At 67.7% G+C, this 22,172-nt stretch carries 22 protein-coding genes; 12 read left to right on the plus strand and 10 right to left on the minus strand.

The features are described 5' to 3' along the window. Nucleotides 1–135: 135 nt before the first annotated feature. Nucleotides 136–360 carry a hypothetical protein gene (locus tag ACG10_RS23640; RefSeq protein WP_157731422.1) on the minus strand — a complete coding sequence of 75 codons (225 nt, stop codon included), beginning with the start codon at nt 358–360 and terminating at the stop codon, nt 136–138. 43 nt (nt 361–403) lie between these two features. Here ACG10_RS23640 and ACG10_RS08490 point away from each other — a divergent pair, with 43 nt between their 5' ends. Beyond that, nucleotides 404–1,441 carry a sigma-54 interaction domain-containing protein gene (locus tag ACG10_RS08490; protein ID WP_089169825.1) on the plus strand — a complete coding sequence of 346 codons (1,038 nt, stop codon included), beginning with the start codon at nt 404–406 and terminating at the stop codon, nt 1,439–1,441. Nucleotides 1,442–1,584: 143 nt separating this feature from the next. On the opposite strand, the gene ACG10_RS08495 is transcribed toward ACG10_RS08490, so the two are convergent. The 4 genes from ACG10_RS08495 to ACG10_RS08510 all read right to left on the minus strand — a co-directional run bounded on the left by ACG10_RS08495 (nt 1,585) and on the right by ACG10_RS08510 (nt 5,762). After that, on the minus strand, nt 1,585–2,625 hold the full coding sequence (locus ACG10_RS08495) for an NADP(H)-dependent aldo-keto reductase (RefSeq protein WP_089167895.1): 1,041 nt from the start codon (nt 2,623–2,625) through the stop codon (nt 1,585–1,587). 80 nt (nt 2,626–2,705) lie between these two features. Then, on the minus strand, nt 2,706–3,326 hold the full coding sequence (locus tag ACG10_RS08500; RefSeq protein WP_089167896.1) for a glutathione S-transferase N-terminal domain-containing protein: 621 nt from the start codon (nt 3,324–3,326) through the stop codon (nt 2,706–2,708). A 60-nt stretch (nt 3,327–3,386) separates the two neighbouring features. Further along, on the minus strand, nt 3,387–4,340 hold the full coding sequence (locus ACG10_RS08505; RefSeq protein WP_089167897.1) for a TauD/TfdA dioxygenase family protein: 954 nt from the start codon (nt 4,338–4,340) through the stop codon (nt 3,387–3,389). 60 nt (nt 4,341–4,400) lie between these two features. After that, nucleotides 4,401–5,762 carry an LLM class flavin-dependent oxidoreductase gene (locus ACG10_RS08510; protein WP_089167898.1) on the minus strand — a complete coding sequence of 454 codons (1,362 nt, stop codon included), beginning with the start codon at nt 5,760–5,762 and terminating at the stop codon, nt 4,401–4,403. A 422-nt stretch (nt 5,763–6,184) separates the two neighbouring features. Here ACG10_RS08510 and ACG10_RS08515 point away from each other — a divergent pair, with 422 nt between their 5' ends. Together ACG10_RS08515 and ACG10_RS08520 are read left to right on the plus strand one after the other, a co-directional pair. Then, the gene (locus tag ACG10_RS08515; RefSeq protein WP_089167899.1) at nt 6,185–7,264 is read left to right on the plus strand and encodes an ABC transporter substrate-binding protein; all 1,080 of its coding nucleotides are present in this window, start codon (nt 6,185–6,187) and stop codon (nt 7,262–7,264) included. A gap of 163 nt (nt 7,265–7,427) precedes the next feature. After that, nucleotides 7,428–8,105, plus strand: coding sequence for a hypothetical protein (locus ACG10_RS08520; RefSeq protein WP_232487213.1), 678 nt, complete (start codon nt 7,428–7,430; stop codon nt 8,103–8,105). 68 nt (nt 8,106–8,173) lie between these two features. Here the strand turns inward: ACG10_RS08520 and ACG10_RS08525 are convergent, their stop codons facing one another. The 3 genes from ACG10_RS08525 to ACG10_RS08535 form a co-directional block, all read right to left on the minus strand. Next, nucleotides 8,174–9,442, minus strand: coding sequence for an OprD family porin (locus ACG10_RS08525; RefSeq protein ID WP_089167900.1), 1,269 nt, complete (start codon nt 9,440–9,442; stop codon nt 8,174–8,176). Nucleotides 9,443–9,670: 228 nt separating this feature from the next. Beyond that, nucleotides 9,671–11,023, minus strand: coding sequence for a GntP family permease (locus tag ACG10_RS08530; RefSeq protein ID WP_089167901.1), 1,353 nt, complete (start codon nt 11,021–11,023; stop codon nt 9,671–9,673). An 87-nt stretch (nt 11,024–11,110) separates the two neighbouring features. Next, the gene (locus tag ACG10_RS08535; protein ID WP_089167902.1) at nt 11,111–11,635 is read right to left on the minus strand and encodes a gluconokinase; all 525 of its coding nucleotides are present in this window, start codon (nt 11,633–11,635) and stop codon (nt 11,111–11,113) included. Between the two features lie 639 nt (nt 11,636–12,274). Between ACG10_RS08535 and ACG10_RS08540 the strand changes: the two genes are divergently transcribed. The 6 genes from ACG10_RS08540 (at nt 12,275) to ACG10_RS08565 (ending at nt 18,484) form a co-directional block, all read left to right on the plus strand. After that, nucleotides 12,275–13,348 (plus strand): ABC transporter substrate-binding protein, encoded by a 1,074-nt coding sequence (locus tag ACG10_RS08540; RefSeq protein ID WP_089167903.1) that lies wholly within the window; start codon nt 12,275–12,277, stop codon nt 13,346–13,348. Between the two features lie 7 nt (nt 13,349–13,355). Beyond that, a complete protein-coding gene (locus tag ACG10_RS08545) occupies nt 13,356–14,567 on the plus strand; it encodes an MFS transporter (protein ID WP_089167904.1) in 1,212 nt (403 codons plus the stop codon). Further along, nucleotides 14,564–15,397 (plus strand): ABC transporter permease, encoded by an 834-nt coding sequence (locus tag ACG10_RS08550; RefSeq protein ID WP_089167905.1) that lies wholly within the window; start codon nt 14,564–14,566, stop codon nt 15,395–15,397. The genes ACG10_RS08545 and ACG10_RS08550 overlap by 4 nt, the downstream gene beginning before the upstream one ends. 12 nt (nt 15,398–15,409) lie before the next feature. Next, nucleotides 15,410–16,183 carry an ABC transporter permease gene (locus ACG10_RS08555; RefSeq protein WP_089167906.1) on the plus strand — a complete coding sequence of 258 codons (774 nt, stop codon included), beginning with the start codon at nt 15,410–15,412 and terminating at the stop codon, nt 16,181–16,183. A gap of 87 nt (nt 16,184–16,270) precedes the next feature. Further along, nucleotides 16,271–17,038 (plus strand): ABC transporter ATP-binding protein, encoded by a 768-nt coding sequence (locus ACG10_RS08560; RefSeq protein ID WP_089167907.1) that lies wholly within the window; start codon nt 16,271–16,273, stop codon nt 17,036–17,038. A 114-nt stretch (nt 17,039–17,152) separates the two neighbouring features. Beyond that, the gene (locus tag ACG10_RS08565) at nt 17,153–18,484 is read left to right on the plus strand and encodes an OprD family porin (protein WP_089167908.1); all 1,332 of its coding nucleotides are present in this window, start codon (nt 17,153–17,155) and stop codon (nt 18,482–18,484) included. A 94-nt stretch (nt 18,485–18,578) separates the two neighbouring features. Here the strand turns inward: ACG10_RS08565 and ACG10_RS08570 are convergent, their stop codons facing one another. After that, nucleotides 18,579–18,827: a hypothetical protein gene (locus tag ACG10_RS08570; protein ID WP_232487214.1), complete on the minus strand. Its 249-nt coding sequence runs from the start codon at nt 18,825–18,827 to the stop codon at nt 18,579–18,581. Between the two features lie 337 nt (nt 18,828–19,164). On the opposite strand from ACG10_RS08570, the gene ACG10_RS08575 reads away from it, so the two are divergent. Together ACG10_RS08575 and ACG10_RS08580 are read left to right on the plus strand one after the other, a co-directional pair. Next, nucleotides 19,165–19,476, plus strand: a complete 312-nt coding sequence (locus ACG10_RS08575) for a hypothetical protein (RefSeq protein ID WP_089167910.1) — start codon at nt 19,165–19,167, stop codon at nt 19,474–19,476. Between the two features lie 199 nt (nt 19,477–19,675). Continuing rightward, nucleotides 19,676–20,104 carry a TOBE domain-containing protein gene (locus tag ACG10_RS08580; RefSeq protein ID WP_039804652.1) on the plus strand — a complete coding sequence of 143 codons (429 nt, stop codon included), beginning with the start codon at nt 19,676–19,678 and terminating at the stop codon, nt 20,102–20,104. Nucleotides 20,105–20,135: 31 nt separating this feature from the next. On the opposite strand, the gene ACG10_RS08585 is transcribed toward ACG10_RS08580, so the two are convergent. Beyond that, nucleotides 20,136–20,984 (minus strand): NAD-dependent protein deacetylase, encoded by an 849-nt coding sequence (locus ACG10_RS08585; RefSeq protein WP_089167911.1) that lies wholly within the window; start codon nt 20,982–20,984, stop codon nt 20,136–20,138. 489 nt (nt 20,985–21,473) lie between these two features. On the opposite strand from ACG10_RS08585, the gene gstA reads away from it, so the two are divergent. Further along, on the plus strand, nt 21,474–22,079 hold the full coding sequence (gene gstA / locus ACG10_RS08590; protein WP_039804647.1) for a glutathione transferase GstA: 606 nt from the start codon (nt 21,474–21,476) through the stop codon (nt 22,077–22,079). Nucleotides 22,080–22,172 lie beyond the last annotated feature (93 nt).

Below are 22,172 nucleotides of genomic sequence, written 5' to 3' on the forward strand. Positions count from 1 at the left end.
TGTGGGGCTGCTGCGGCTCCTTGCCGCAGGCGAATGGTTGAGCCTGCGCGGCGCATCGGCCGGCGGCAGGGTGTGCGGCGGGCCGGGCCCGCGCCTTCCTCGACCAGGACGGAGCAGAAAGCGTGCCAGTGCCCGTCAGCCAGGAATTTCGCGGCTTTTGGCCGCTTCATGGCCGCAGAGCTGTTGGATTTCACGCAGCTTGCGCGGACCGCTGGCGGTTATCCGGCAGCGGTCGCGGTGTTCGGGCAGAGTGTCTCTTGGATAAAATGGAATATACAAATCAAATTTGATTATTTTTAAACATAAGCATGGGCCGCTAGAGTCCTGCCGCACCGAATATCCGTCCGCGAGGCCGTCCATGAACGCTCCCGTCCTGACCCTGGCTCCCCACGAAAACAGCCGCATGGAGATCCGCGCCAAGGCCCTGCTGTTCGCCGACGCGCGTTCGCAGCAGTTGCTGGCCCAGGCCGAGCTGGTCGCCGACAGCCCGGTGCCGGTGCTGATTCAGGGCGAGACCGGCACCGGCAAGGAACTGCTGGCCCGCCACCTGCACCAGCGCAGCGGGCGCACGGGGCCCTTCGTCGCGGTGAACGGCGCGGCGATCAGCGAGAGCCTGGCCGAGAGCGAGTTCTTCGGCCACGAGGCCGGCGCCTTCACCGGCGCCGCCGGCCGCCGCGAAGGCTGGTTCGAGGCCGCCAACGGCGGCACCCTGTTTCTCGACGAGATCGGCGATCTGCCGCTGGCGCTGCAGGTCAAGCTGCTGCGCGTGCTGCAGGAGCGCGAGGTGGTGCGGGTCGGCGGACGCAAGCCGATCCCCATCGACGTGCGGCTGGTCACCGCGACCCACGTCGACCTGCAGTCGGCGATCGCCGCCGGGTGCTTTCGCGAGGACCTGTTCTACCGCCTGAACATCGTCACCCTGGCCATCCCGCCGCTGCGCGACCGACCGGGCGACATCCTGCCGCTGGCCCGGCATTTCCTCGGCCAGTTCGCCCGCGAGCACGCCCGCGCGGAGCCGGCGCTGACGCCGGGCGCCGCCGAGCGCCTGCTCGGGCACAGCTGGCCGGGCAACATCCGCGAACTGGAGAACGTGCTGCTGTCCGCCGCGCTGATGGCCGGCGGCCAGTTGATCGAGGCCCGCCACCTGCAGCTGCGCCCGCGCAGCGCGCCGCCGGCGAGCGCCCGGCCGCTGACGGTGCCGGCCGAGGCCCCGGTCGATCCGCTCTGGCAGGGTATCCGCAAGCAGCTCGGCGAATTGCTCGAGCGCGGCGACGACGGCCTGCTGGCGCGCTGGGAGTCGCTGCTGCTGGAAACCACCCTGCAGCGCCATCGCTACAACCAGGTGCACAGCGCCGACCGCCTCGGCATCAGCCGCCATGCCCTGCGCACCCTGCTGAAACGCTACGACCTGCTGCCCGAGACGCGCGCGCCGCGGGTCTGAGGTGTTCTCGGGGCAGCAGTAGGGTGGATGGCTGAAGCCATCCACCATGGTGGACAAGCCTGCGGCGTTGTCCACCCTACGAAACTGGCGATCGGTTATCCGCCAGGAGCATCGCCAGCAAGCTGGCTCCTACAGAGGCTGTCTCAAGGCGCCGGGTTGGGCTGCTCGGTGTGGATGCGCTCGATGCCGGCCAGCAGCTCGTCGCTCAGCTTCAGGTCCAGGCTGGCGATGTTGCTGTCCAGCTGCTCCAAGCTGGTGGCGCCGATGATGTTGCTGGTGAGGAACGGCCGGCTGGTGACGTAGGCCAGGGCCAGCTGCGCCGGATCGACGCCGTGCTCGCGGGCCAGGGCGATGTAGGCGCTGGCGGCGCGGCGCGCCTGCGGGTTGTTGTAGCGCTGGAAGCGCTCGAACAGGGTCAGCCGCGCCTTGGGCGGCTGTGCGCCGTTTTCGTACTTGCCGGAGAGCAGGCCGAAGGCCAGCGGCGAGTAGGCGAGCAGGCCGACCTGTTCGCGGATGGCGATTTCCGCCAGGCCCACCTCGAAGCTGCGGTTGAGCAGGTTGTAGGGGTTCTGGATCGACACCGCCCGCGGCCAGCCGCGGGTTTCCGCCAGGTGCAGGAAACGGTGCACGCCCCAAGGCGTCTCGTTGGACAGGCCGATATGGCGGATCTTGCCGCTCTTCACCAGGCCGTCGAGTGCTTCCAGCGTCTCCTCGATCGGCGTGATGTGGGCGTCCGGATCGTGCCGGTAGCCGAGCTGGCCGAAGAAGTTGGTCTGCCGGTCCGGCCAGTGCAACTGGTAGAGGTCGATGTAGTCGGTCTGCAGGCGCTTCAGGCTGGCGTCCACCGCGGCGGTCAGGTTGGCGCGGTCGAAATGGTTGCGGCCGCCGCGGATGTGGGTGATGCCGTTGCCGGGCGGCGCCGCCTTGGTAGCGACGATCCAGTCGCCGCGTCCGCCGTGGCGCCTGAAGTAGTTGCCGATGATGGTCTCGGTGGCGCCGGCGGTTTCCGCATTGGGCGGCACCGGGTACATCTCGGCGGTGTCGATGAAGTTGATCCCGGCCGCCTGGGCGCGGCGGATCTGCTCGAAGCCTTCGGCTTCGCTGTTCTGTTCGCCCCAGGTCATGCTGCCGAGCGCCAGCGCGCTGACCTGGAGATCGGTCCTGCCGAGTGGGCGGTAGATCATTGCGGATTTCCTTTGCCGAGGTGGGTGGAAGGGCAGAGTACCCCATGTGGCGGCCCGCCGTGGATCGGCGGGCGCCGGACCTACAGCAGCCCTTCGGCGGCCAGAGCCTTCTGGACCGCCGGGCGGGCGCGGAAGGCCGCGCCGACGCGGGCGATCTGCGCGAGATCGGCGAAGCGCTCGCCGAGGCGTGGCAGCCAGCCGGCGAATACCCCGAGATAGGCGTCGGCGATGCTGTAGCGCTCGTCCACCAGCCACTGCCGCCCGTTCAGGTGACGTTCGATGTGCGCCAGCGCCTGGTGCAGCTGTTCGGCGGCCTGGGCGCGGATGCCCGGATGGGCGCCTTCGTCGGCCGAGTAGCGCTCCGGACGGTTCAGCGGGCGGAAGCCGCCGACATGCACCTCCGAGGTCAGGTAGCCGATCCAGCTCTGGATCTGCGCGCGCTCGACACTTCCGGCCGGGGCGAACAGCCCGGCTTCCGGCCTGAGGTCGGCCAGGTAGGGCAGCAGCGCGCTGTTCTCGGTGAGTACGCTGCCGTCGTCGAGCTGCAGTGCCGGCACCCGGCCCAGCGGGTTGACGGCGTGGATCGGCGAGTCGGGGGTGCGCAGGGCCACCGGCTCGATGCGGATCGGCAGGTCGAGCTCGTGGATCAGGCTGTGGGCGGCCAGGGAGCAGGCGCCGGGGGCGATGTACAGGACAGTCATGCGATACCTCGTGGACGGGGGCGACGGCGGGGTCGCGCCCCCGGTGGATGGAAAGAAGGATCAGGCGGCCGGATGGGCCAGCACCGGCTCGCCGGCGATGGCGCGGGAGGGACGGCCGTCCGGGCCGACGGGGATGTCGCCGACCAGGGTGATGCGATAGAGCTGGCGGGCGAGATCGGTGGCGTGGATATCCGTCGGCGGCTGGTGGGCGGTGACCCGGTTGTCCCAGAAGGCCAGCGAGCCGGGCCGCCACTTGAAGCGCACGCTGTATTCGGGGCGGATCGCCTGCTCGAAGAGCAGCTCCAGCAACTGCTCGCTCTCGCGCGGGCTGAGGCCGACGATGCGCTTGAGGAAGCTCGGGCTGACGAACAGCGCCTTCTCTCCGGTTTCCGGGTGCACCCGCACCAGCGGGTGTTCGCTGACCAGCGGCCGGGCCGCCAGCGGTTCGCTGAAGCCCGGCCGCGCCTCGGCGCCCTCCGGCGGGGTGAAGCGGTGCTCGCCGCGCAGGCCGTCGACGAAGGCCTGCAGGGTCGGCGACAGGCCGTTGTAGGCGGCCACCAGGTCGGTCCACTGGGTGTCGCCGCCATAGGGCGGAATGTCCACGCCGCGCAGGATCGCTGCCGCCGGCGGGTTGACCGCCGCGCTCACGTCGGTGTGCCAGCCGCTCCACGGGCGCACCAGGCGCTCGTCGGTGAAGCGCGTCTTGAAGCGGTCGCGGCCGACCGAATAGATCTCCGGGTGGCCCTCGACATGGCCGAACACCGGGTGGCCGACGGTCAGCTCGCCGAACTGCCGGCCGAGCGCCACCTGCTGGGCGTGGTCGAGGTGCTGGTCGTGGAAGAACAGCACCTTCCAGCGCAGCAGGGCGGCGCGGATGGCCTCGCGCTGGGCGGAGGGCAGCGGGCGCGACAGGTCGATCCCGTCGATCTGGGCGCCGATGTGCAGGGACAGCGGGGTGATGACGAGCGCCTCGGCTCGAGGCACGGCCTGCTGCAGGCGGGCGGGGGACGGCATGGCAACTCCTTGTGCGGATGAAACGCTGGGGCGGGCCGCAGCGGCCCGCCGGGACGGGGGTCAGCTCGCCGCGCGCCGGTCGCGCCCGGCGGCATGGCGGTTTTCCGGGCGGGCCAGGCCCAGGTGCTCGCGCAGCGTGGTGCCGCTGTATTCCTCGCGGAACAGCCCGCGGCGGCGCAGTTCCGGCACCACCAGTTCGATGAACTCCTCCAGGCCGCCGGGCAGCCAGGGCGCCAGCACGTTGAAGTCGTCGGCCGCGCCCTGCTCGAACCAGCTCTGGATCTGGTCGGCGATCTGCACCGGGGTGCCCACCACCGTCCAGTGGCCGCGGGCGCCGGCGATGCGCAGGTAGAGTTCGCGGATGGTCAGGTTCTCGCGGTGCGCCAGTTCGAGCAGCAGGGCCTGGCGGCTCTTGTTCTGGTTGGTGGCCGCCAGCTCGGGCAGCGGGCCGTCGACATCGAAGCCGGACAGGTCGCTGCCGATCAGCGCGCTGAGCAGGTTGACGCCGACCCGCGGGTCGATCAGCTCCTGCAGCTCGCGGTACTTGGCCTGCGCTTCCTCTTCAGTGCGGCCGACCACCGGGAAGATCCCCGGGAGGATCTTCAGCGCCTCGGGCGCGCGGCCGTACTTGGCCAGGCGCCCTTTCACGTCGGCGTAGAAGGCCTGGGCGCTTTCCAGGCTCTGGTGCGCGGTGAAGATCGCCTCGGCGCTGCGCGCGGCGATTTCCCGGCCCGGCTCGGAGGAGCCGGCCTGCACCAGCACCGGATAGCCCTGCGGCGAGCGCGCCACGTTCAGCGGACCGCGCACCCGGTAGTGCTCGCCCTCATGGTCCAGCACGTGCAGCCTGGCCGGATCGAAGAACTGGCCGCTGGCCTTGTCGCGGACGAAGGCGTCGTCCTCCCAGCTGTCCCACAGGCCCTGCGCCACGTCGAGGAACTCCTCGGCGCGCCGGTAGCGCTCGCCGTGGTCGGGCAGCTCGCTCTGGTTGAAGTTCAGCGCTTCGGCCGGCGCCGAGGAGGTCACCAGGTTCCAGCCGGCGCGTCCTCTGGAGATCCAGTCCAGCGAGGCGAACTTGCGCGCCAGGTGGTAGGGCTCGTTGTAGGTGGTGCTGACGGTGGCGATCAGGCCGATCCGCTCGGTCACCGCGGCCAGCGCCGCGAGCAGGGTGAAGGGTTCCAGGCGGGTGCCGCGGGCGGTCAGCGCCAGTTCCTCCAGGCCGCTGCCGCCATTGCCCGCGTTCACCGCCACCGAGTCGGAGACGAACAGCGCATCGAACTTGGCCGCCTCGGCCAGGCGGGCCACGCGGACGTACTCGCCGAAGTCGTGGTTGGCGTGCTCCGGCACGTCCGCGCGCCGCCAGGCGGCGATGTGATGGCCGGTCGGCACGATGAAGGCATTCAGCGCAAGCTGGCGTTTGCTCATGGCGCGTTTCCTTGGCAGGGAGTCGTGAAGAAGGCTTCCGGAGTGGCCGGAAGGTCGCGGGACTACCAAGGCAGAATGCATGCCAGCACTTCGCCCTGCCGCTGGAGGCCACGCCGGCTCGGGGCTGCAGGGGATCGCCAGGGTTTCCGGCGCCAAGCGGCGGGAGCGCGCTGGGAGATTTTCAACAGTTGGCCGCGGCGGCTGCGCCGTATGCAACAGTTGCCGCACTCGAGGCCGCCGCGAATCGGGACGTTTCGCCGGGCCATTCGGCCGGCGGCGCCGCGCCAGCGGCGGGAAGCGCTCCCCGCGCGGGCATGGCGCAGCCGGAGCTTCGTCCGCTTCGGCACAGCGCTTGCTCCGTGGCTATAGGGCGGTTGTCCTGCGCACCGCCAAGCCCCTCGAGCCGAATAAGGACATCCGCGATGAAGAAGACCAACCTACTGGCCTCCCTGCTGCCCGGACTGCTGAGTGCGGCCCTGCTGCTGGCGCCGCTTCCGCTCAGTGCCGCCGAGCCCGTGACCATCCGCTTCGGCGTCGCCCAGGTCGGCAAGGGCGGCGTGCCCTTTTCCAACGGCGGGGTGGCCGGCCTCGCCGACCAGCGCAAGGCCCTCCAGCAGGAACTGGAGGGCAGCGACGTGCGGGTCGAGTGGCACTACTTCAAGGGTGCGGGACCGGCGGTCAACGAGGCGCTGGCCAACAAGCAGCTGGATTTCGCCGTGCAGGGCGACCTGCCGGCAGTGGTCGCCAAGGCCGGCGGCCTGGACACCCGGCTGATCACCGCCGACAACCTGCTCACCTCCACCTACCTGGTGGTGCCGGCCGACTCCCCGGCCAGGAGCCTCGCCGACCTCAAGGGCAAGCGCGTGGCGCTCTTCAAGGGCACCAACCTGCACCTGGCGATCCTGCGCGCCCTGAAGCAGCAGGGCCTCGGCGAGCGCGATTTCCGCACCCTCAACATGGATTTCGCCACCATGGCCGCCGCGCTGACCTCGAAGGACATCGACGGCGCCTGGTTCGACGCGCGGGCCTTCGATCTGCAGGCTTCCGGCGTCGGCCGGATCCTCTACGATACCCGCGCCGTCGATCCGCGCCTGACCCGCCAGGGCCATGTGCTGGTGCGCGGCGAGTTCGAGCGCGAGCATCCCGAGCTGGTGCAGAAGGTGGTGACCGCCCTGGTCAGGACCGCGGCCTGGACCTCGGACCCGGCCAACCGGGAAACGGTGCTTTCGCTCTGGGCCAACTCCGGCACGCCGCTCGAGGCGCTGCGCGCCGAGCAGGAGGGGCAGTCGTTCCAGCGCCGCTATTCGCCGCTGCTGGATGCGTTCTTCGTCGAGCGCTACCGCACCACGGTGCGGGAATCCAAAGAGCTCGGCCTGATCCGCGGCGATGTCGACGTGGCCCGCTGGGTCGAGCCGAAGTACGTCCAGGCAGCCATCGAGCAGCTCGGCCTGCAGAAGCTGTGGCCGGTCTATGACGCCGACAACCGTCCGATCGTTCGCTGATCCCGCTCCGTCGCGGCCGCGTGGAGTAGTGTTGGCAGGCCCTAATGCAGCGCAATGACCATGGACCGCGCCGAATGCGCCTATGGTTAATGGGCGCGAGCGTTCTGTCTCCAGTGTTGGCAATGCGCTATGGCCGAGTCATATGCCTGCGGGGGAGAGATGCATGACTTTTATCGCGACGGTCAGCATGGGGGACTGCGTCATACTGGCCGCCGATCGCGCCACCTTCTATGTCGGTGCCGGAATTTCCATTCCGTCGCTGCATGTGCAACGGAAGATAGCCAGGAACAGGCATGGCTATATCACTGCCGCGGGCTTCGTCGAACTCATCCGGCCGGTAAAGGATCGTTTTGTGGCGGAGGGGCCCGAGAGCGTAGAGGCGGTCATGCAAATCATCGCAGACGAGCAGGAGCGCTTCAGGCGGCGGAATTACCTGAAGGCAGTCGTCGAGTCCCGGGTCAAAAGCTGCTCATGGATACTCACTCTTCCGGTAAGCCTCGAAGAAAAGTTCATCCTGGCGGCCGTATACGATTATGCGAGCGATGGATTGCTCGCCCTTGCCAAGGGGCATTCGATATTCAACTACCCGTCCGATGTGGCCGAGCATGAAAAACGGCACGTCGAATCCATGGCGGCCGAATTCAGCTTCGGATGGCGGGGTGAAGGCACATCTCTCCAGGATATTCGCCATAACATGTCCCTGATCCTGTCGATTGCCGGATACCTGAGAGGACGTGGCCGCTGTCTGACGTCCCAGATCGACTTTGCCGTACATGCCGTCGGCTGGCGGAAGGAAGTCGATTCCGGCCTGTTCCTGGAAAAAGGCCTGTCGTCGTGCTGAGCGGACGGCATCGAAGCCTTCATGTCCGGATAGCGAGGCTGTAAAGAACGACAGGCCTTGTAGAGAGTTCAGAACAGCGAGAGCGGGTACTGGACGATCAGCCGGTTGTCGTCGAACTTGTTGTTGGCGCCCCAGTCGCGGCGGATCGTCGAGTTCCGCCAGCGCAGGGTCAGGTTCTTCGCCGGGCCGCTCTGCACCACGTAGCTCAGCTGGGTCTCGCGGTTCCATTCCTCGCCGTCGTCGATGTTGCCGACGTGCACGTTGGTGCCCTTGAGGTAGCGGGTCATCAGCGTCAGCCCAGGGATGCCCAGGGTGGCGAAGTCGTAGTCGTAGCGCAGCTGCCAGGAGCGCTCGCGGGCGTTGTCGAAGCTGCCGTTGTAGGTGTCGTTGGCCGCCGTGCCGCCGCTGGTGCCGTTGACCCGCAGCCAGCGGTCGTCGCCGGTGACCCGTTGCAGGCCGAGGTAGAAGACATGGGCGCCGTGCTTGAGGGAGAACAGCCCGGAGAGCAGCTTGTTGTCGAGCTCGCCGGCCTGGGCGCTGCCGTCTTCCTCGCCGTCGAAGTAGCCGATATTGGCGCCGAGGCTCCAGTCCTTGCCGAGCGGCTGGGTGTGGGTGAGCTGGAAGTAGCGCTGCTTGTAGATGTCTTCCAGTTGGCCGAACCAGGCGCCGACGGTGGTGCGGTTGTCGTTGAAGGCGTACTCGGCGCCGGCGAAGCTGAAGCGGTCGGAGGTGACGCTGGAATTGCCGACCCAACTCATGTCATTCAGGCTGCTGTCGTCGCGCGGGCTGTTGCCGCGAAAGCGCCCGCCGTAGACCGTCAGGTTCCTGATCTCCTTCGAGGTGAGCATGCCGCCCTGGAAGGTCTGCGGCAGCGAGCGGCCGTCGTCGGAGCGCAGGATCGGCAGCGCCGGCGACCATTCGCCGGCCTTCACCTCTGTTTTCGAGAAACGCAGCTTGCCGGCCACCGCCAGGCGGCCGAACTGGTCGGCCGGCTCGCCGTCCTTGCCGACGGGGAGCAGTTGGGTGCCGCTGGTGCCCTTGCCGCCGTCGAGCTTGACCGACCAGAGGCCGAGCACGTCGATGCCGAAACCGATGGGGCCTTCGGTGTAGCCGGACTGCAGGTCGAGGATGAAGCTCTGGGTCCATTCCTCGGCCTTGCTGCGGGTGGCGCCGTCGTCGACGAAGTTGCGGTGGATGTAGAAGTTGCGCAGGGTCAGGATGCCCTTGGCGTCGTCGAGGAATTCGGCCTGGGCGCCGGGCAGGATTCCTGCCAGCAGCAGGGGTAGAGCAATGGTACGAGGGCGATTCAGCAGAGAGGGTTTATTGCTGTTTTTCATTATTGTTGTCCTGGCAACCGGATAAATATCCGGACGGCATCCAATGCCGCCGTTACAGGGTGAAATCGGGCGCTATCGGCAATTGCTGTGGCACGCCACAGGCGCTGGCCGGCCTGAGCGAACCGCTTGGGGGCTAGCGAGGGACTGACGGCTGACCGGCGTGGCGACCGTGTGGCGGGAGAGGCGATCCCGGCTCGGCGAGCGAGCCGGGATTGCCTCTCCGCTCGATCAAACCACCAGCGAGAGCAGCAGGATGAACAGCAGGCCGACCACGGAGAGCAGGGTCTCCATGGCGGTCCAGGTCTTGAAGGTTTCGCTGACGGTCATGTTGAAGTACTGCTTGACCATCCAGAAACCGGCGTCGTTGACGTGGGAGAGGATCAGCGAACCGGCGCCGGTGGCGAGCACCAGCAGCTCCCGGTTGACGCCGGGCATCATCTCGATCACCGGCACCACGATGCCGGCGCCGGTGATGGTGGCGACCGTGGCCGAACCGGTGGCGATGCGGATCACCGCGGCGACCAGCCAGGCCAGCAGGATCGGCGAGATCTGCGCGCTCACCGCCATCTGGCCGATCACGTTGCCCACCCCGCTGGCCACCAGCATCTGTTTGAAGCCGCCGCCGGCGCCGATGATCATGACGATGGCGGCGGTCGGCGCCAGGCTTTCCTCGAGCAGCCGGAAGACCCGCTTGGGCTCGAAGCCGCGGGCGTAGCCGAAGGTGTACAGCGACAGCAGCAGGGCCAGCAGCAGGGCGGTGATCGGGTGGCCGATCATGTCCATCCAGGCGCGGACCAGGTGCCCCTCGGGCAGGGCCACGTCGGCGAAGGTCTTCAGCAGCATCAGGAACACCGGCAGCAGCACGGTCACCAGGGTCACGGAAAAGCTCGGCAGGTTGCTGGCCTCGGACTCGTGGGCGAGCTGCTCCATCAGTTCGGGCGAGGGCGTGCCGGGAACGTAGCGGGCGATGAAGGAGGCGAACAGCGGGCCGGCGATGATGCCGGTCGGCAGGGCGACGATCAGGCCGTAGAGGATGGTCTTGCCGATGTCGGCGCCGAACACGCCGATAGCCAGCAGCGGGCCGGGATGCGGCGGCACCAGGCCGTGCACCACGGACAGGCCGGCGAGCAGCGGAATGCCGACCTTGATCAGCGAGACTCCGGTGCGCCGGGCGACGATGAACACCAGCGGGATCAGCAGGACGAAACCGATCTCGAAGAACAGCGGAATGCCGACCAGGAAGGCGGCGAACATCATCGACCACTGCACGCGCTCCTTGCCGAAGGCCTGGATCAGGGTGCGGGCGATCTGATCGGCGCCACCGGACTCGGCCATCATCTTGCCGAGCATGGTGCCCAGGGCGAGGATGATGCCGACGAAGCCGAGGACGCCGCCGAAGCCCTCCTGGAAGGACTTGATGACCTTGTCCACCGGCATGCCCGAGACCAGGCCGAGGAACAGGGCGGAAATGATCAGCGCGAGGAAGGGATGCAGCTTGAAGCGGGTGATCAGGACGATCAGGCCGACGATGGCGATCAGCGCATCGAGCAGCAGCAGGGTGTTGTGGGACAGGCCCAACATGGTGAGTCTCCTATTGTCGTTGTTCTTGAGCTGGAGCAGCGCTGAGACAGCGCTATCTTTTACGGCTAAATAAAAAAGTCGTCTCAGTCAGTCTGGTTCATGCTGGCGCCACCAGTGGTGGGCGGCGGTGGCCAGTTGCGGAATATTCTGGCGCGAAGCATCCAGAACCAGGGTCAGGGGCTCATCCACAGGCGGTTCGAGGGTGGCGAACTGGCTGTCGATCATGCTCGTCGGCATGAAATGGCCGGGGCGTTCGGCGACCCGGCGGGCGGCGACGGCGGGCGTCAGCTCGAGGTAGACGAAGCCGAGTCCGGGCACGGCGCTGCGCAGGCGCTCGCGGTAGCTGCGCTTGAGGGCCGAGCAGGAGAGCACCGGAGGCTGCCCGGCGTCGATGGAGCGGCGCAACTCGTCGCACAGGATGCCGAGCCAGCCGCTGCGATCCGCGTCGGTCAGCGGAATGCCGGCGCTCATCTTGCGAATGTTTTCCGGTGGATGGAAGGCGTCGCCCTCGATGGGCGTGGCGCCGTTGAGCGCGCAGATCGCCTGGCTGACGCTGGACTTGCCGCAACCGGCGACGCCCATGATGACCAGAGCGTTGATGGGGGGAAGCATAAGGCACCTCAGCATTGAGACAGCGCTATCTTTACATGATCAAGAAAATAAGAAGCTAATAACGTTACTGATTTGTTGTCGTTAACATGGATATGCCCCAATTATGGCTGTCTGTAGGTGATGGCGTGTAGTTTAACATCATACGATTACTGCACCATTCTCAAAGATAGCGCTATCTTATGAGCTGCCTTTTTGTTTGACAAGTAGCCAGCCACGCCCTGTAGCAAGGCGTTGGTTTTCAGGTAATACCCAGGCAAATTGGAGCGAATTTGAAAAATCTTGCCGGGTTTTATTGGCGAATATCCACAAAAGACCATGAGTAGGCTTTTAACTCGGAACTTCCCCGAAGGCGAAGGCAGCCCTGCCTTCGCCTTTTTTCATGTCCGCCGGCTGTGGCATTTCCCGCAGTGCGCGACACCTTCTGCCGGAATTCCCGCAGCGCCGGCTGGCGGAAGTATCCGGCGAATCGGTCTGGCCGGGCAGGCGAGGGCGCGGCAGGGCCTGCGCCAAGGCTCTTTATGCTCTTTTCGCATTTTTTTATGAAAAATAAGCAGTGGTTGGCATATCCCCTGCAACACCGGCCTTCACCCGCCAGGACTGCACGGGGCAGTCCGGCATCCGGGCACAGGAAGCCAACCCATGAAACGCACGCTGTTCCTTCCTCTCGTCGCCGCACTCGCCGGCACCTGGCTGGGCATCGCCCCGGCCGGCGCCGCAGACAATCCGCAGGTGATCCGCTTCGGCCTGGCCACCGTCGGCAAGGGCGGCATCCCCTTCGCCTCCTCCAGCATCACCAGCCTGGCCCACCAGTGCCAGGCCATCGAGAAGGAACTGGAGGCTGAGGGCATCAAGGTCGAGTGGACCTACTTCAAGGGCGCCGGTCCCGCAGTCAACGAGGCGCTGGCCAACAAGCAGCTGGACTTCGCCTGGCAGGGGGACCTGCCGGCGGTGATCGGCAAGGCCGGCGGCCTCAACACCAAGCTGATCGCCGCCGACGGCCTGCTCGCCTCCAACTACCTGGTGGTGCCGGTCGATTCGCCGGCCAAGACCCTGGATGATCTCAAAGGCAAGAAGGTGGCGCAGTTCAAGGGTACCAACCTGCAGCTGGCCACCGCGCGCACCCTCAAGCGCGCAGGCCTGCAGGACCGCGACTTCCGCACCATCAACATGGATTTCCCCACCGCCGCGGCGGCGCTGGCCTCCAGGGACATCGACGGCGCCTGGCTGTCGTCCACCGCCTTCGAACTGCAGAAGAGCGGGGTCGGCCGGATCATCTACGACACCCGCGCGGTGGACGCCCGCCTGACCCGCCAGACCCACGTGCTGGTGGACGGCGACTTCGAGCGGCAGCATCCGCAGATCGTGCAGAAGGTGGTCGACGGCCTGGTGAAGACCGCCGCCTGGGTATCGGCGCCGGAGAACGATAACGCGGCGTTCGAGCTGTGGGCCAAGTCCGGCACCCCGGTCGACTCGCTGCGTGCCGAGCAAGGCGAGCTGAGCCTGACGCGCCGCTACTCGCCGCGCCTCGACGAGTTCTTCGTCGACCGCTACCGCGCCACCGTTCGCGAGTCCCGCGAGCTGGGCCTGCTGCGCGGCGATGTCGACGTCGACGGCTGGGTCGAGCCGAAATACGTGAACGCCGCCATCGACCGGCTCGGCCTGCAGGCGCTGTGGCCGGCCTACGATGCCGACAACCGCCCGCAGGCCCGGTGAGGCGCGCATGACCCCGACCGCTCCCGGCCTGGCCGACACGCGCACCCTGGCGGCCTTCATCCTGCTGGCCAGCCTGTCCGGCATCGGCGTGGGCCTGGCCAAGGTGAACTTCGCGCTCTACGCCCTCAGCCTTGAGGCCTCGCCGCTGGAGCTGGGCCTGGTGGCCGGGGCGCAGACCGCCGGCCTGCTGCTCGCCAGCCTGCCCTGCGGGATGCTGGTCGAGCAGTTCGGTCCGCTGCGCCTGTACGTGTTCGGCAGCCTGCTGGCCGGCGGCCTGTTCCAGCTCCTGCCGCTGGTCGGCCAGCCGCTGCTCCTGCTGCTGCCGACCCTGCTGATCGGGCTGTGCATGCCGTGCCGGCTGGTTTCGCTCAACGCGGTGTTCATGCAGCAGCTGGCCCAGGTCGGCGAGGCGCGTGCCGGCTGGTTCCGCGGCTCGCAGATGATCGGCATGCTGCTGCTCGCACCGCCTCTGGCGGCGCTGTTCGCCGGCTGGCTGGGGGCGGGCGGCAGCTGGCTGCCGATCGGCCTGCTGTTCGCCATCCCGGCGCTGCTGGCGCCGCGGGTGCTGCACATCTACCCGACCCGCCGGCAGGGCGCCGAACCGCTGAGCCTGGCCGCGCTGGGCCGCCAGCTCGGGGTTCTGCGCGAGCAGCCGGCGCTGCGCGACAACTGCCTGCTGGAGTTCTGCGTGCAGGCGGCGGCGATGTTCTTCTCCTATTTCATCGTCGCCATCACCGTGCAGGACTACGGCTGGTCGGCCGGCGAGGCCGCCGCGCTGCTCAGCGCCCACGGGCTGGCCTACATCGTCGCGCTGTTCGGTCTCGGCCGGCTGCTCGGCGGCAGCGGCCAGGCCGGTTTCGTCGCCAGCCTGCTGCTCTGCGCCGTCGCCCTGGCGAGCCTCGGCCTGAGCGGCCGGGCGCCGCTGTTGTGGGGCGGGGCGCTGCTGCTCGGCCTGGGGCTGGGCATGTTGCAGGTGGTCACCCTGTCCGCCTATGCCCGGCACGGCGCGCAGCTCGGCCACGGGCGGATCGCCGGCCTGGCGGTGCTGGCCGGGCCGGGCGGCAGCCTCGCCGGCAGTGTGCTCGGCGGCGTGCTCGGCGAGTGGTTCGGCCTGCAGCCGCTGTTCCTGCTCTTCGTTCCGCTGTTTCTCGGTTTTCTCGTGCGGCCTTCGCCGCAGCATCCGCAACCCGCGCTCTGCGCAAGGAGGATTTCCCGATGAGCACGCTTCAGGCTTCGCAACTGTTCCATGCGTTCCCGACCCGCCCCTGGCCGGGGCTTGCCCGCGCCCTGCGCCGGGTCGGCGCCGGCGGCGCCGCGCTGCTGTTGCCGGCGCTGTTGCTGGTCGTCTGGCAGATCGCCGTCGAGTGGCACTGGGTGTCGGCGCAGATCCTGCCGCCGCCGTCGCGGGTGCTGGAGACCTTCGGCGAGCTGTGGGCGAGCGGCGATCTGTGGTTCCAGCTGTCGATCAGCCTGCAGCGGGTGCTGATCGGCTCGCTCATCGGCGGCGCCCTCGGCCTGCTGCTCGGCCTCGCCATGGGCCTGTCGCGCCAGGCCGAGGCCTATCTGCTGCCGCTGTTCCAGGCGATCAGCCAGGTGCCAGTGCTGGGCTGGATTCCGCTCTTGATGATGCTGGTCGGCATCGACGAGGCGCTGAAGTATTTGGTGATCGCCAAGGCGGTGCTGGTACCGCTGACCCTCAACACCTTCTCCGGCATCCGCAACATCCCGCCGAGCTACCTGGAGGTGGCCCGGGTGTACCGCTTCGGGCTGCTGCTGCGCCTGCGCCGGGTGATCCTGCCGGCGGCGCTGCCGAGCATCTTCACCGGGGTGCGCTTCGCCCTCACCAAGGGCTGGATCGCCCTGGTCACGGTGGAGCTGCTGGCCTCCAGCGAGGGCATCGGCTACCTGATGGTCGACGGCCGGCAGATGTTCCAGCTCGATCTGGTGATCGTCGCCATGCTGGTGGTCGGGCTGGTCGGCCTGCTGTTGGACCAGGGCCTGGCGCTGGTCGAAACCCGCCTGCAGCGCTGGCAGCGCCAGGCCTTCTGAGGGAGACGCCGCATGTCCGAAGCGACTCGCAAACGGCCCGATCTGCGCGGCTGGGTGGTGCCGGCGGCCCTGCTGCTGCTCTGGTGGCTGGCCACCGCGCTGGGCTGGGTGGACACTCGGCTGATTGCCAGTCCCGCAGCAGTGCTCGAAGCGGCTTGGCAGGCGGCGGCGAGCGGCGAGCTGTGGCAGGGCCTCGCCGCCAGCCTCGGCCGCAACCTGTCCGGCTTCGCCCTCGGCAGCCTGGCGGGACTGGCCTTCGGCGGCCTGCTCGGGCTGTCGCGGCTGGCCGAGCGGCTGGTCGGGCCGACCTTCCACGCCCTCAAGCAGATCGCCCTGTTCGCCTGGATTCCGCTGCTCTCGGCCTGGTTCGGCTTCGGCGAGCCGGCCAAGGTGGCGTTCATCGCCTTGGCGGTGTTCTACCCGGTGGCGCTGAACAGCTTCGAGGGCATCCGCGCCACCCGCCGCGAGCTGCTCGAGGTGGCCCGGGTGCTCGGCCTGACCCCGACGCAGCGGCTGTTCAAGCTGGTGCTGCCGTCCGCCGCGCCGGCGATCTTCACCGGCCTGCACCTGGGGCTGATCTACGCCTGGCTGGCCACGCTCGGCGCCGAGTACTTCTTTTCCGCCGGGCCGGGGATCGGCAACACCATGATCGACGGCCGCGAACATTTCGAGATGGACCAGGTGATCTATGGCCTCCTGGTGGTCGGTGCCGTCGGCCTGGCCCTCAACCGCCTGGCCGCCTGGATCGAGACGCGTGTGCTGGCCTGGCGCGGCGGCGGGCGCTGAGTGCCGCTGGTGGGAAAGGCCGATGGCCGTTTCCACCCTACGCAGCTGGATTCAAAGGTTTTGCACTTCAACTGATGGGAGTTTTCGATGAGAGGGACCGGTTTTCTGAGTTTGCACGGCGTGGACAAGCGCTTTCCCCTCAAGGAAGGCGAGCTGCACGTCCTCGACGACATTTCCCTGGACATCCGCCAGAGCGAGTTCGTCAGCATCGTCGGCGGCAGCGGCTGCGGCAAATCCACCCTGCTGCGCCTTTTGGTCGGCCTCGAGGAGGCCAGCGGCGGCAGCCTGCGCCTGGACGGCGCGCCGATCCGCGGCACCGACCCGGCGCGCGGCATCGTCTTCCAGGACCACCGCCTGTACCCCTGGCTGACGGTGGAGGACAACGTGCTGCTGGCGCTGGCCAACTCGCCGCTGGACAAGGCGGAGCGCCTGGCCCGGGTCCACGCGCACCTGGAACTGGTCGGCCTGAAACATTTCGCCAAGGCCTGGCCAGCGCAGCTTTCCGGCGGCATGAGCCAGCGCGTGGCAATCGCCCGCGGGTTGGTCAACCGGCCGAAGGTCCTGCTTCTCGACGAGCCCTTCGGCGCCCTCGACGCCCTGACCCGCGCCCAGTTGCAGGACGAACTGGCGCGCATCTGGCAGACCGAGGGCATCACCACCGTGCTGGTCACCCACGACGTCGACGAAGCAGTGCTGCTCGGCGACCGGGTGGTGGTGATGGAGCCGCGCCCAGGGCGGATCCGGCGCATCGTTCCGGTCGACCTGCCCCATCCGCGGCGGCGCGACCATCCGCGGCTCGCCGAGCTGCGCAGCGACATCCTGCAGGACTTCACCCGCCGCCAGGCCATCGCCTGACGCCGCGGGTTTCCTCCAAGCCGACACCTTCACGGGGGTCGGTCGCGACAGCCCATTCGACGACGAAACGTTTTCCCGGCCGACCCGACCATTGCACGCTTCCGGAGTCGAAGCATGAGAACGTCCATTCTTGCCATGGCCACGGTGGCGGGCGTCGTGGGTCTGCCATGCGCGTCCGCCGCAGGTTTCATCGATGACAGCAAGGCCAGCCTCGGCCTGCGCAATTTCTATTTCAACCAGGATTACCGCAGCAGCAAGACGGCGCCCTCGAAGGCCGAGGAGTGGGGGCAGGGCTTCATCCTCAATTTCCAGTCCGGCTACACCCAGGGGCCGGTCGGCTTCGGCCTCGACGCCCTCGGCCTGCTCGGCGTCAAGCTGGACTCCGGCGGGCGCACCGACAAGGCCGGGCGCAGCCGCAGCCCCGGCCAGTTGTTCCCCCTCGACCACGACAACAGCGCGGTCGACCACTTCGGGTCTCTCGGCCTGACCGGCAAGCTGCGCATCTCCAGGACCGAGGCGCGCATCGGCACCCTGCAGCCGCGCCTGCCGGTGGTGGTGTTCAACGACGGCCGCCTGCTGCCGCAGACCTACGAGGGCGGGCAGATCACCTCCGCCGAGTTCGCCAACCTGACGCTGATCGGCGGGATGCTGGAGCACGCCAAGGGCCGCGCCTCCACCGACCGCCAGGCGCTCAGCGTGCCCGGCAACCGGACCCGGCGCAGCAACAAGTTCTACTACGGCGGCGCCGACTACCGGATCGGCAAGCACCTGCTGCTGCAGTACTACTACGCGACCCTGGAGGACTTCTACGAGCAGCACTTCGTCGGCCTGACCCATACCTTGGCGCTGCCGGCCGGCAGCCTGACCAGCGACCTGCGCTACTTCCACTGCGAGCCGGACGGCGACAACGCCAGCGCCGCCGGCCGCGCCGACGGCTACACCATCGGCGACGCGCGACTGGCCAGCGATGCGGAGAAGGGCGAGGTGGACAGCCGGCTGTGGAGCGCGCTGTTCACCTACCGCCTCGGCGGTCATGCGTTCGGTCTGGGCTACCAGCAGAACGAGGGCGACAGCGAGCTGCCCTATCTCAACCAGAGCGACGGCGCCACCAGCTACACCATCGCCACCCGCCAGATCGGCGGCTTCAGCCGCGCCGGCGAGCGGGTGCTGGGGGCGACCTACGGCTACGACTTCGCCGCTCTCGGCATTCCCGGCCTGAGCGCCCGCGTGATCTACAACAAGGCCTGGCACATCGACGTCGCCGGCCGCTCGCGCACCGATCGGGAATGGGAGCGCGACCTGCGCCTCGACTACGTGGTGCAGAGCGGCCCGCTCAAGGGCCTGGGCATCGCCTGGGCCAACGCCTCGCTGCGCAGCGACGTGGCTAGCCAGCGTGACATCGACGAGAACCGGCTGATCCTGCTGTACAGCATTTCGCTGCGCTGAGGGGCAGGCCCGCGGGTTCCCGCGCTTCAGGGCGGGCCGCTGCGTTCGGGGTGGCGTGCCCAGGCCGGGCGTCTGGGCATGCCGGAGGCAGGGATCAGTCGTTCTCGCTCCACAGGTACTGATCGATTTCCTGCATCAGGAAGGCATTGCTTCGGATGTTGCGCGCCACCGATTCGGCTTCTTCCTGGGTATAGCCGTTCAGGGTGAAGCTGGTCCGGCCCACCGGCTCGGCTTCATAGAACAGGCGCACTTCCAGCAGCCAGGTGTCGGCGCGGTGCGGATCGGACAGCAGGCGCAGATAGGCCTTGAGCTTCCTCTCGAGCGGGACGATCAGATTGAACACTTCCGTCGCTGCAGGCGATGACTTCACCTCACCCATTGGTTTCCCCTTGTCACTGCAAGGCCGCCGCTCGTACGCCGGGCCTTGCGTTTCATGATGTGCTTCCATCCGTGCCCGGCGGGTCGCCCGGCTCGTCGTTGCCGTCCGGCGAGCGGTTTGGCAACATCCGGGCCCTCGCCGACGCGCATCGGCGGGATCGACTGGTGTGAGGCCGAGCCGCCGATCGGGCCGCATTAGAGCAGATCGTCATCCGCCGTGATACCGCCAGCGCAACGCTCGGTTTTTGCAACCGGTTTTGAAGAAGGCTGTTTCGAGAGCGGCGGGAGTGCGGAGCGAAAGCATGAATATCTGGGCGCTGGACAAACATCAGGACATCCGTCACGTGCTGTTGCTGCTGCAGGAGCAACTGGGGCCGGATGCCTTCGTCGTCGATGCGGTGACCTCGCTGGACCCGCGGGCGATCTACCTGCTGCACCGCGAGGAGCCCGGCGTGCGCGCCTGGCTCTACACGCTCGGCCAGAGCCCGGACCGCTACGGCGTGCACCTGGAATACCCGAACAGCACCGACACCCACGAGAACGTGCCGCTGGCGGAGCTGGTGGCGATGCTCGCCGTGCATTTCGACGTGGCGACGATCCGGCCGCTGCCCTGATGCCGGCGGATTATCTATCTACCGCGCTTTAGCGATTCGGCGACCGGAGGCCGGATTCCTGTTGTTTCCCCCATACAGGACGCTCGACTACAGTGGCGTACGCATGGCTGGTTGGTCTTGCGGTGAGTCATGTGGGAAAGGCCATGCCGATTGGCATGAGCCCCGTACTTACGCATCCGATATGTATGAGGGAAGCAGCATGAAGGTCAGCGCCCGCAACGTGCTCGAGGGCACCGTCAGCGCTCTGAAGGAAGGCGCCGTCAACGCCGAAGTGGATGTCAGTCTAGGAGGCGGCGACAAGCTGGCCGCCGTGGTCACCCTGGAAAGCGCCAGATCCCTGGGGCTGGTCGCCGGCACGAAGGTGGTGGCCGTGGTCAAGGCGCCCTGGGTCATGCTGGCGACCGATGGCAGCGGCTACCGCCTGTCCGCCCGCAACATCCTGGCCGGCACCGTCGAGTCGGTCGAGGCGGGCAAGGTCAACGTCGAAGTCACCCTGGCCCTGCCGGGCGGCACCAGGATCACCTCCGTGGTGACCAAGGAGGCCGCCACCGAGCTGGGCCTGAAGCCGGGCGTCAAGGCCTGTGCGGTGATCAAGGCCTCCAGCGTGATTCTCGGCGTTCCGGCCTGACGCCCGCCGGGAGGCGGCGGGACGCAACGCGCTACGCGCTCCCCAGCCGCTCGGCCAGCCAGGGCAGCACCTGCTCGCAGGGCCGTTCGATCTTCAGGTTCAGCAGCGCTTCCGCGCGCATCGCGCCCTGGTTGATGGCCGCCAGCGGCTTGCCCCGCTCGGCAATCGAGCGGCACAGACGGAAGCTCGAATAGGTCATCACCGTCGAGCCGACGACCAGCAGCGCCGGCGCCCGCTCGATGCTCGACGACGCCGCCTCGGTCTGCTCGGCCGGCACGCCCTCGCCGTAGAACACCACGTCCGGCTTGAGCAGGTCGCTGCCGCAGCAGGGACACCAGGGGAGGCGGAAGCCTTCCAGATAGGCCTCCGCCAGCCGCGCGTCGCCATCCGGGGCGAGGATGGCCTCGACGCCTTGCAGGTAGGCGTTCTCCGCCTCCAGCTCGGCCTGGATCTCGCTGCGCCACAGCCGTTTGCCGCAGTCCAGGCAGCGCACCCGGTGCAGGTTGCCGTGCAGCTCGATCACTTCCTCGCTGCCGGCCTGCTGATGCAGTCCGTCCACGTTCTGGGTGATCAGGCCGGCGATCCGCCGCCCGGCCGCGAGCCTGGCCAGGGCCTGGTGCGCCGCGTTCGGCCGTGCCTGATGCACCTTCGGCCAGCCGATCATGCTGCGCGCCCAGTAGCGCCGGCGCGCCGCGGCCGAGCCGATGAACTCCTGATAGGTCATCGGCGCCCGGCCGTGGCGGACGCCCTCCTTGTCGCGATAGGCCGGAATGCCGGAGGGCGTGCTGATGCCCGCGCCGGTCAGCACCAACAGCGGCTGGCGCACCATGAGCTCGCACAGTTCCAGCAGGGCGGCGGGGGGATCGAAGTCGTGCAGCATGGGCATCTCCACAGCTGTCGGCCCGGCAGAAGCGACCGGCCGGTCAAGCGCTGTCTCGGCTGCTGGGGCAGGGCGAGACGGAAAAGCCTGAGCATAAGGCAGAGTGGGTCCGGCCGTCGTACTGCTCCGCAGTCCCCGAGGTTATCCACATTTTTTTCTTCTGCCGGCGGTTGACAAGCAGGGGCTTGTAGTACCTTCAGACGCGCTGGTTATCGCCTGTCGGCCTACTGGAAATGGCTTGATATTTCAGTCTGTTATGTGCTGGCAGGAGGCTTTGTCAAGGCTGTGCTCAAAAAATGATCAGCAGCCCGCGAGCCAGATTCCATCGGCCTTGCGGCCGGTCATACCGATTTTATCCACATAACAATCCACGTCTTCTGTGGGTTACTCGAGGACAGGTGATGGAGGCGGGCGGCAGGATAGCGCAGGCGCCGGGAGCGGCCTAAGCTTGCCCGGCGAGCTGAGTAATTCGTCGATCAAGGAGAAACCATGAAGCTCTACTACACCCCCGGGGCCTGCTCCCTGGTTCCGCACATCGTTCTTTGCGAACTGGGCCTGCCCTACGAACTGGAGAAGGTGGATCTGAAAAGCCATACCATCGAGGGTGGTGGGGATTACTACAACGTCAATCCCAAGGGCTATGTACCGACCCTGCAGCTGAATGACGGCCAGCGGCTCACCGAGAGCGGGGCCATTGCCCTGTTCCTCGCCGAGAAGCTGCCCGAGGCCGGTCTGCTGCCGGGCAACGGCAGCCTGGAACGCTTCCGCGTCCAGGAGTGGCTGTTCTTCATCGGCAGCGAACTGCACAAGGAGATCGGCCAGCTGTTCAATCCGCAGATCACCTCCGAGTGGAAGAAGGCCGCGCTGGCCGCCGTCGAGCAGCGCCTGGCCTATGTCGACAAGGTGCTCACCGGACAGGACTACCTGAACGGCGCGCGCTTCTCCGTGGCGGATGCCTATCTGTTCACCGTGCTGAGCTGGACCAAGCCGCTGGACATCGACCTTTCCCCCTGGCCGGCCCTGCGCGCCTTCCACGACCGGGTGGCGGCGCGGCCCGCGGTGCAGAAGGCGATGCAGGCGGAAGGGCTGCTCTAGAGCAGTTTCAGCCTATTCAGATGCGCCTTTGGGGGGGCGATCAGGATAACGACATGCGTGGATGGCCGCTCCGTAGGTCGGGTTAGCGTAGCG

It is taken from the genome of Azotobacter chroococcum (assembly GCF_002220155.1).
Lineage (GTDB): Bacteria > Pseudomonadota > Gammaproteobacteria > Pseudomonadales > Pseudomonadaceae > Azotobacter > Azotobacter chroococcum.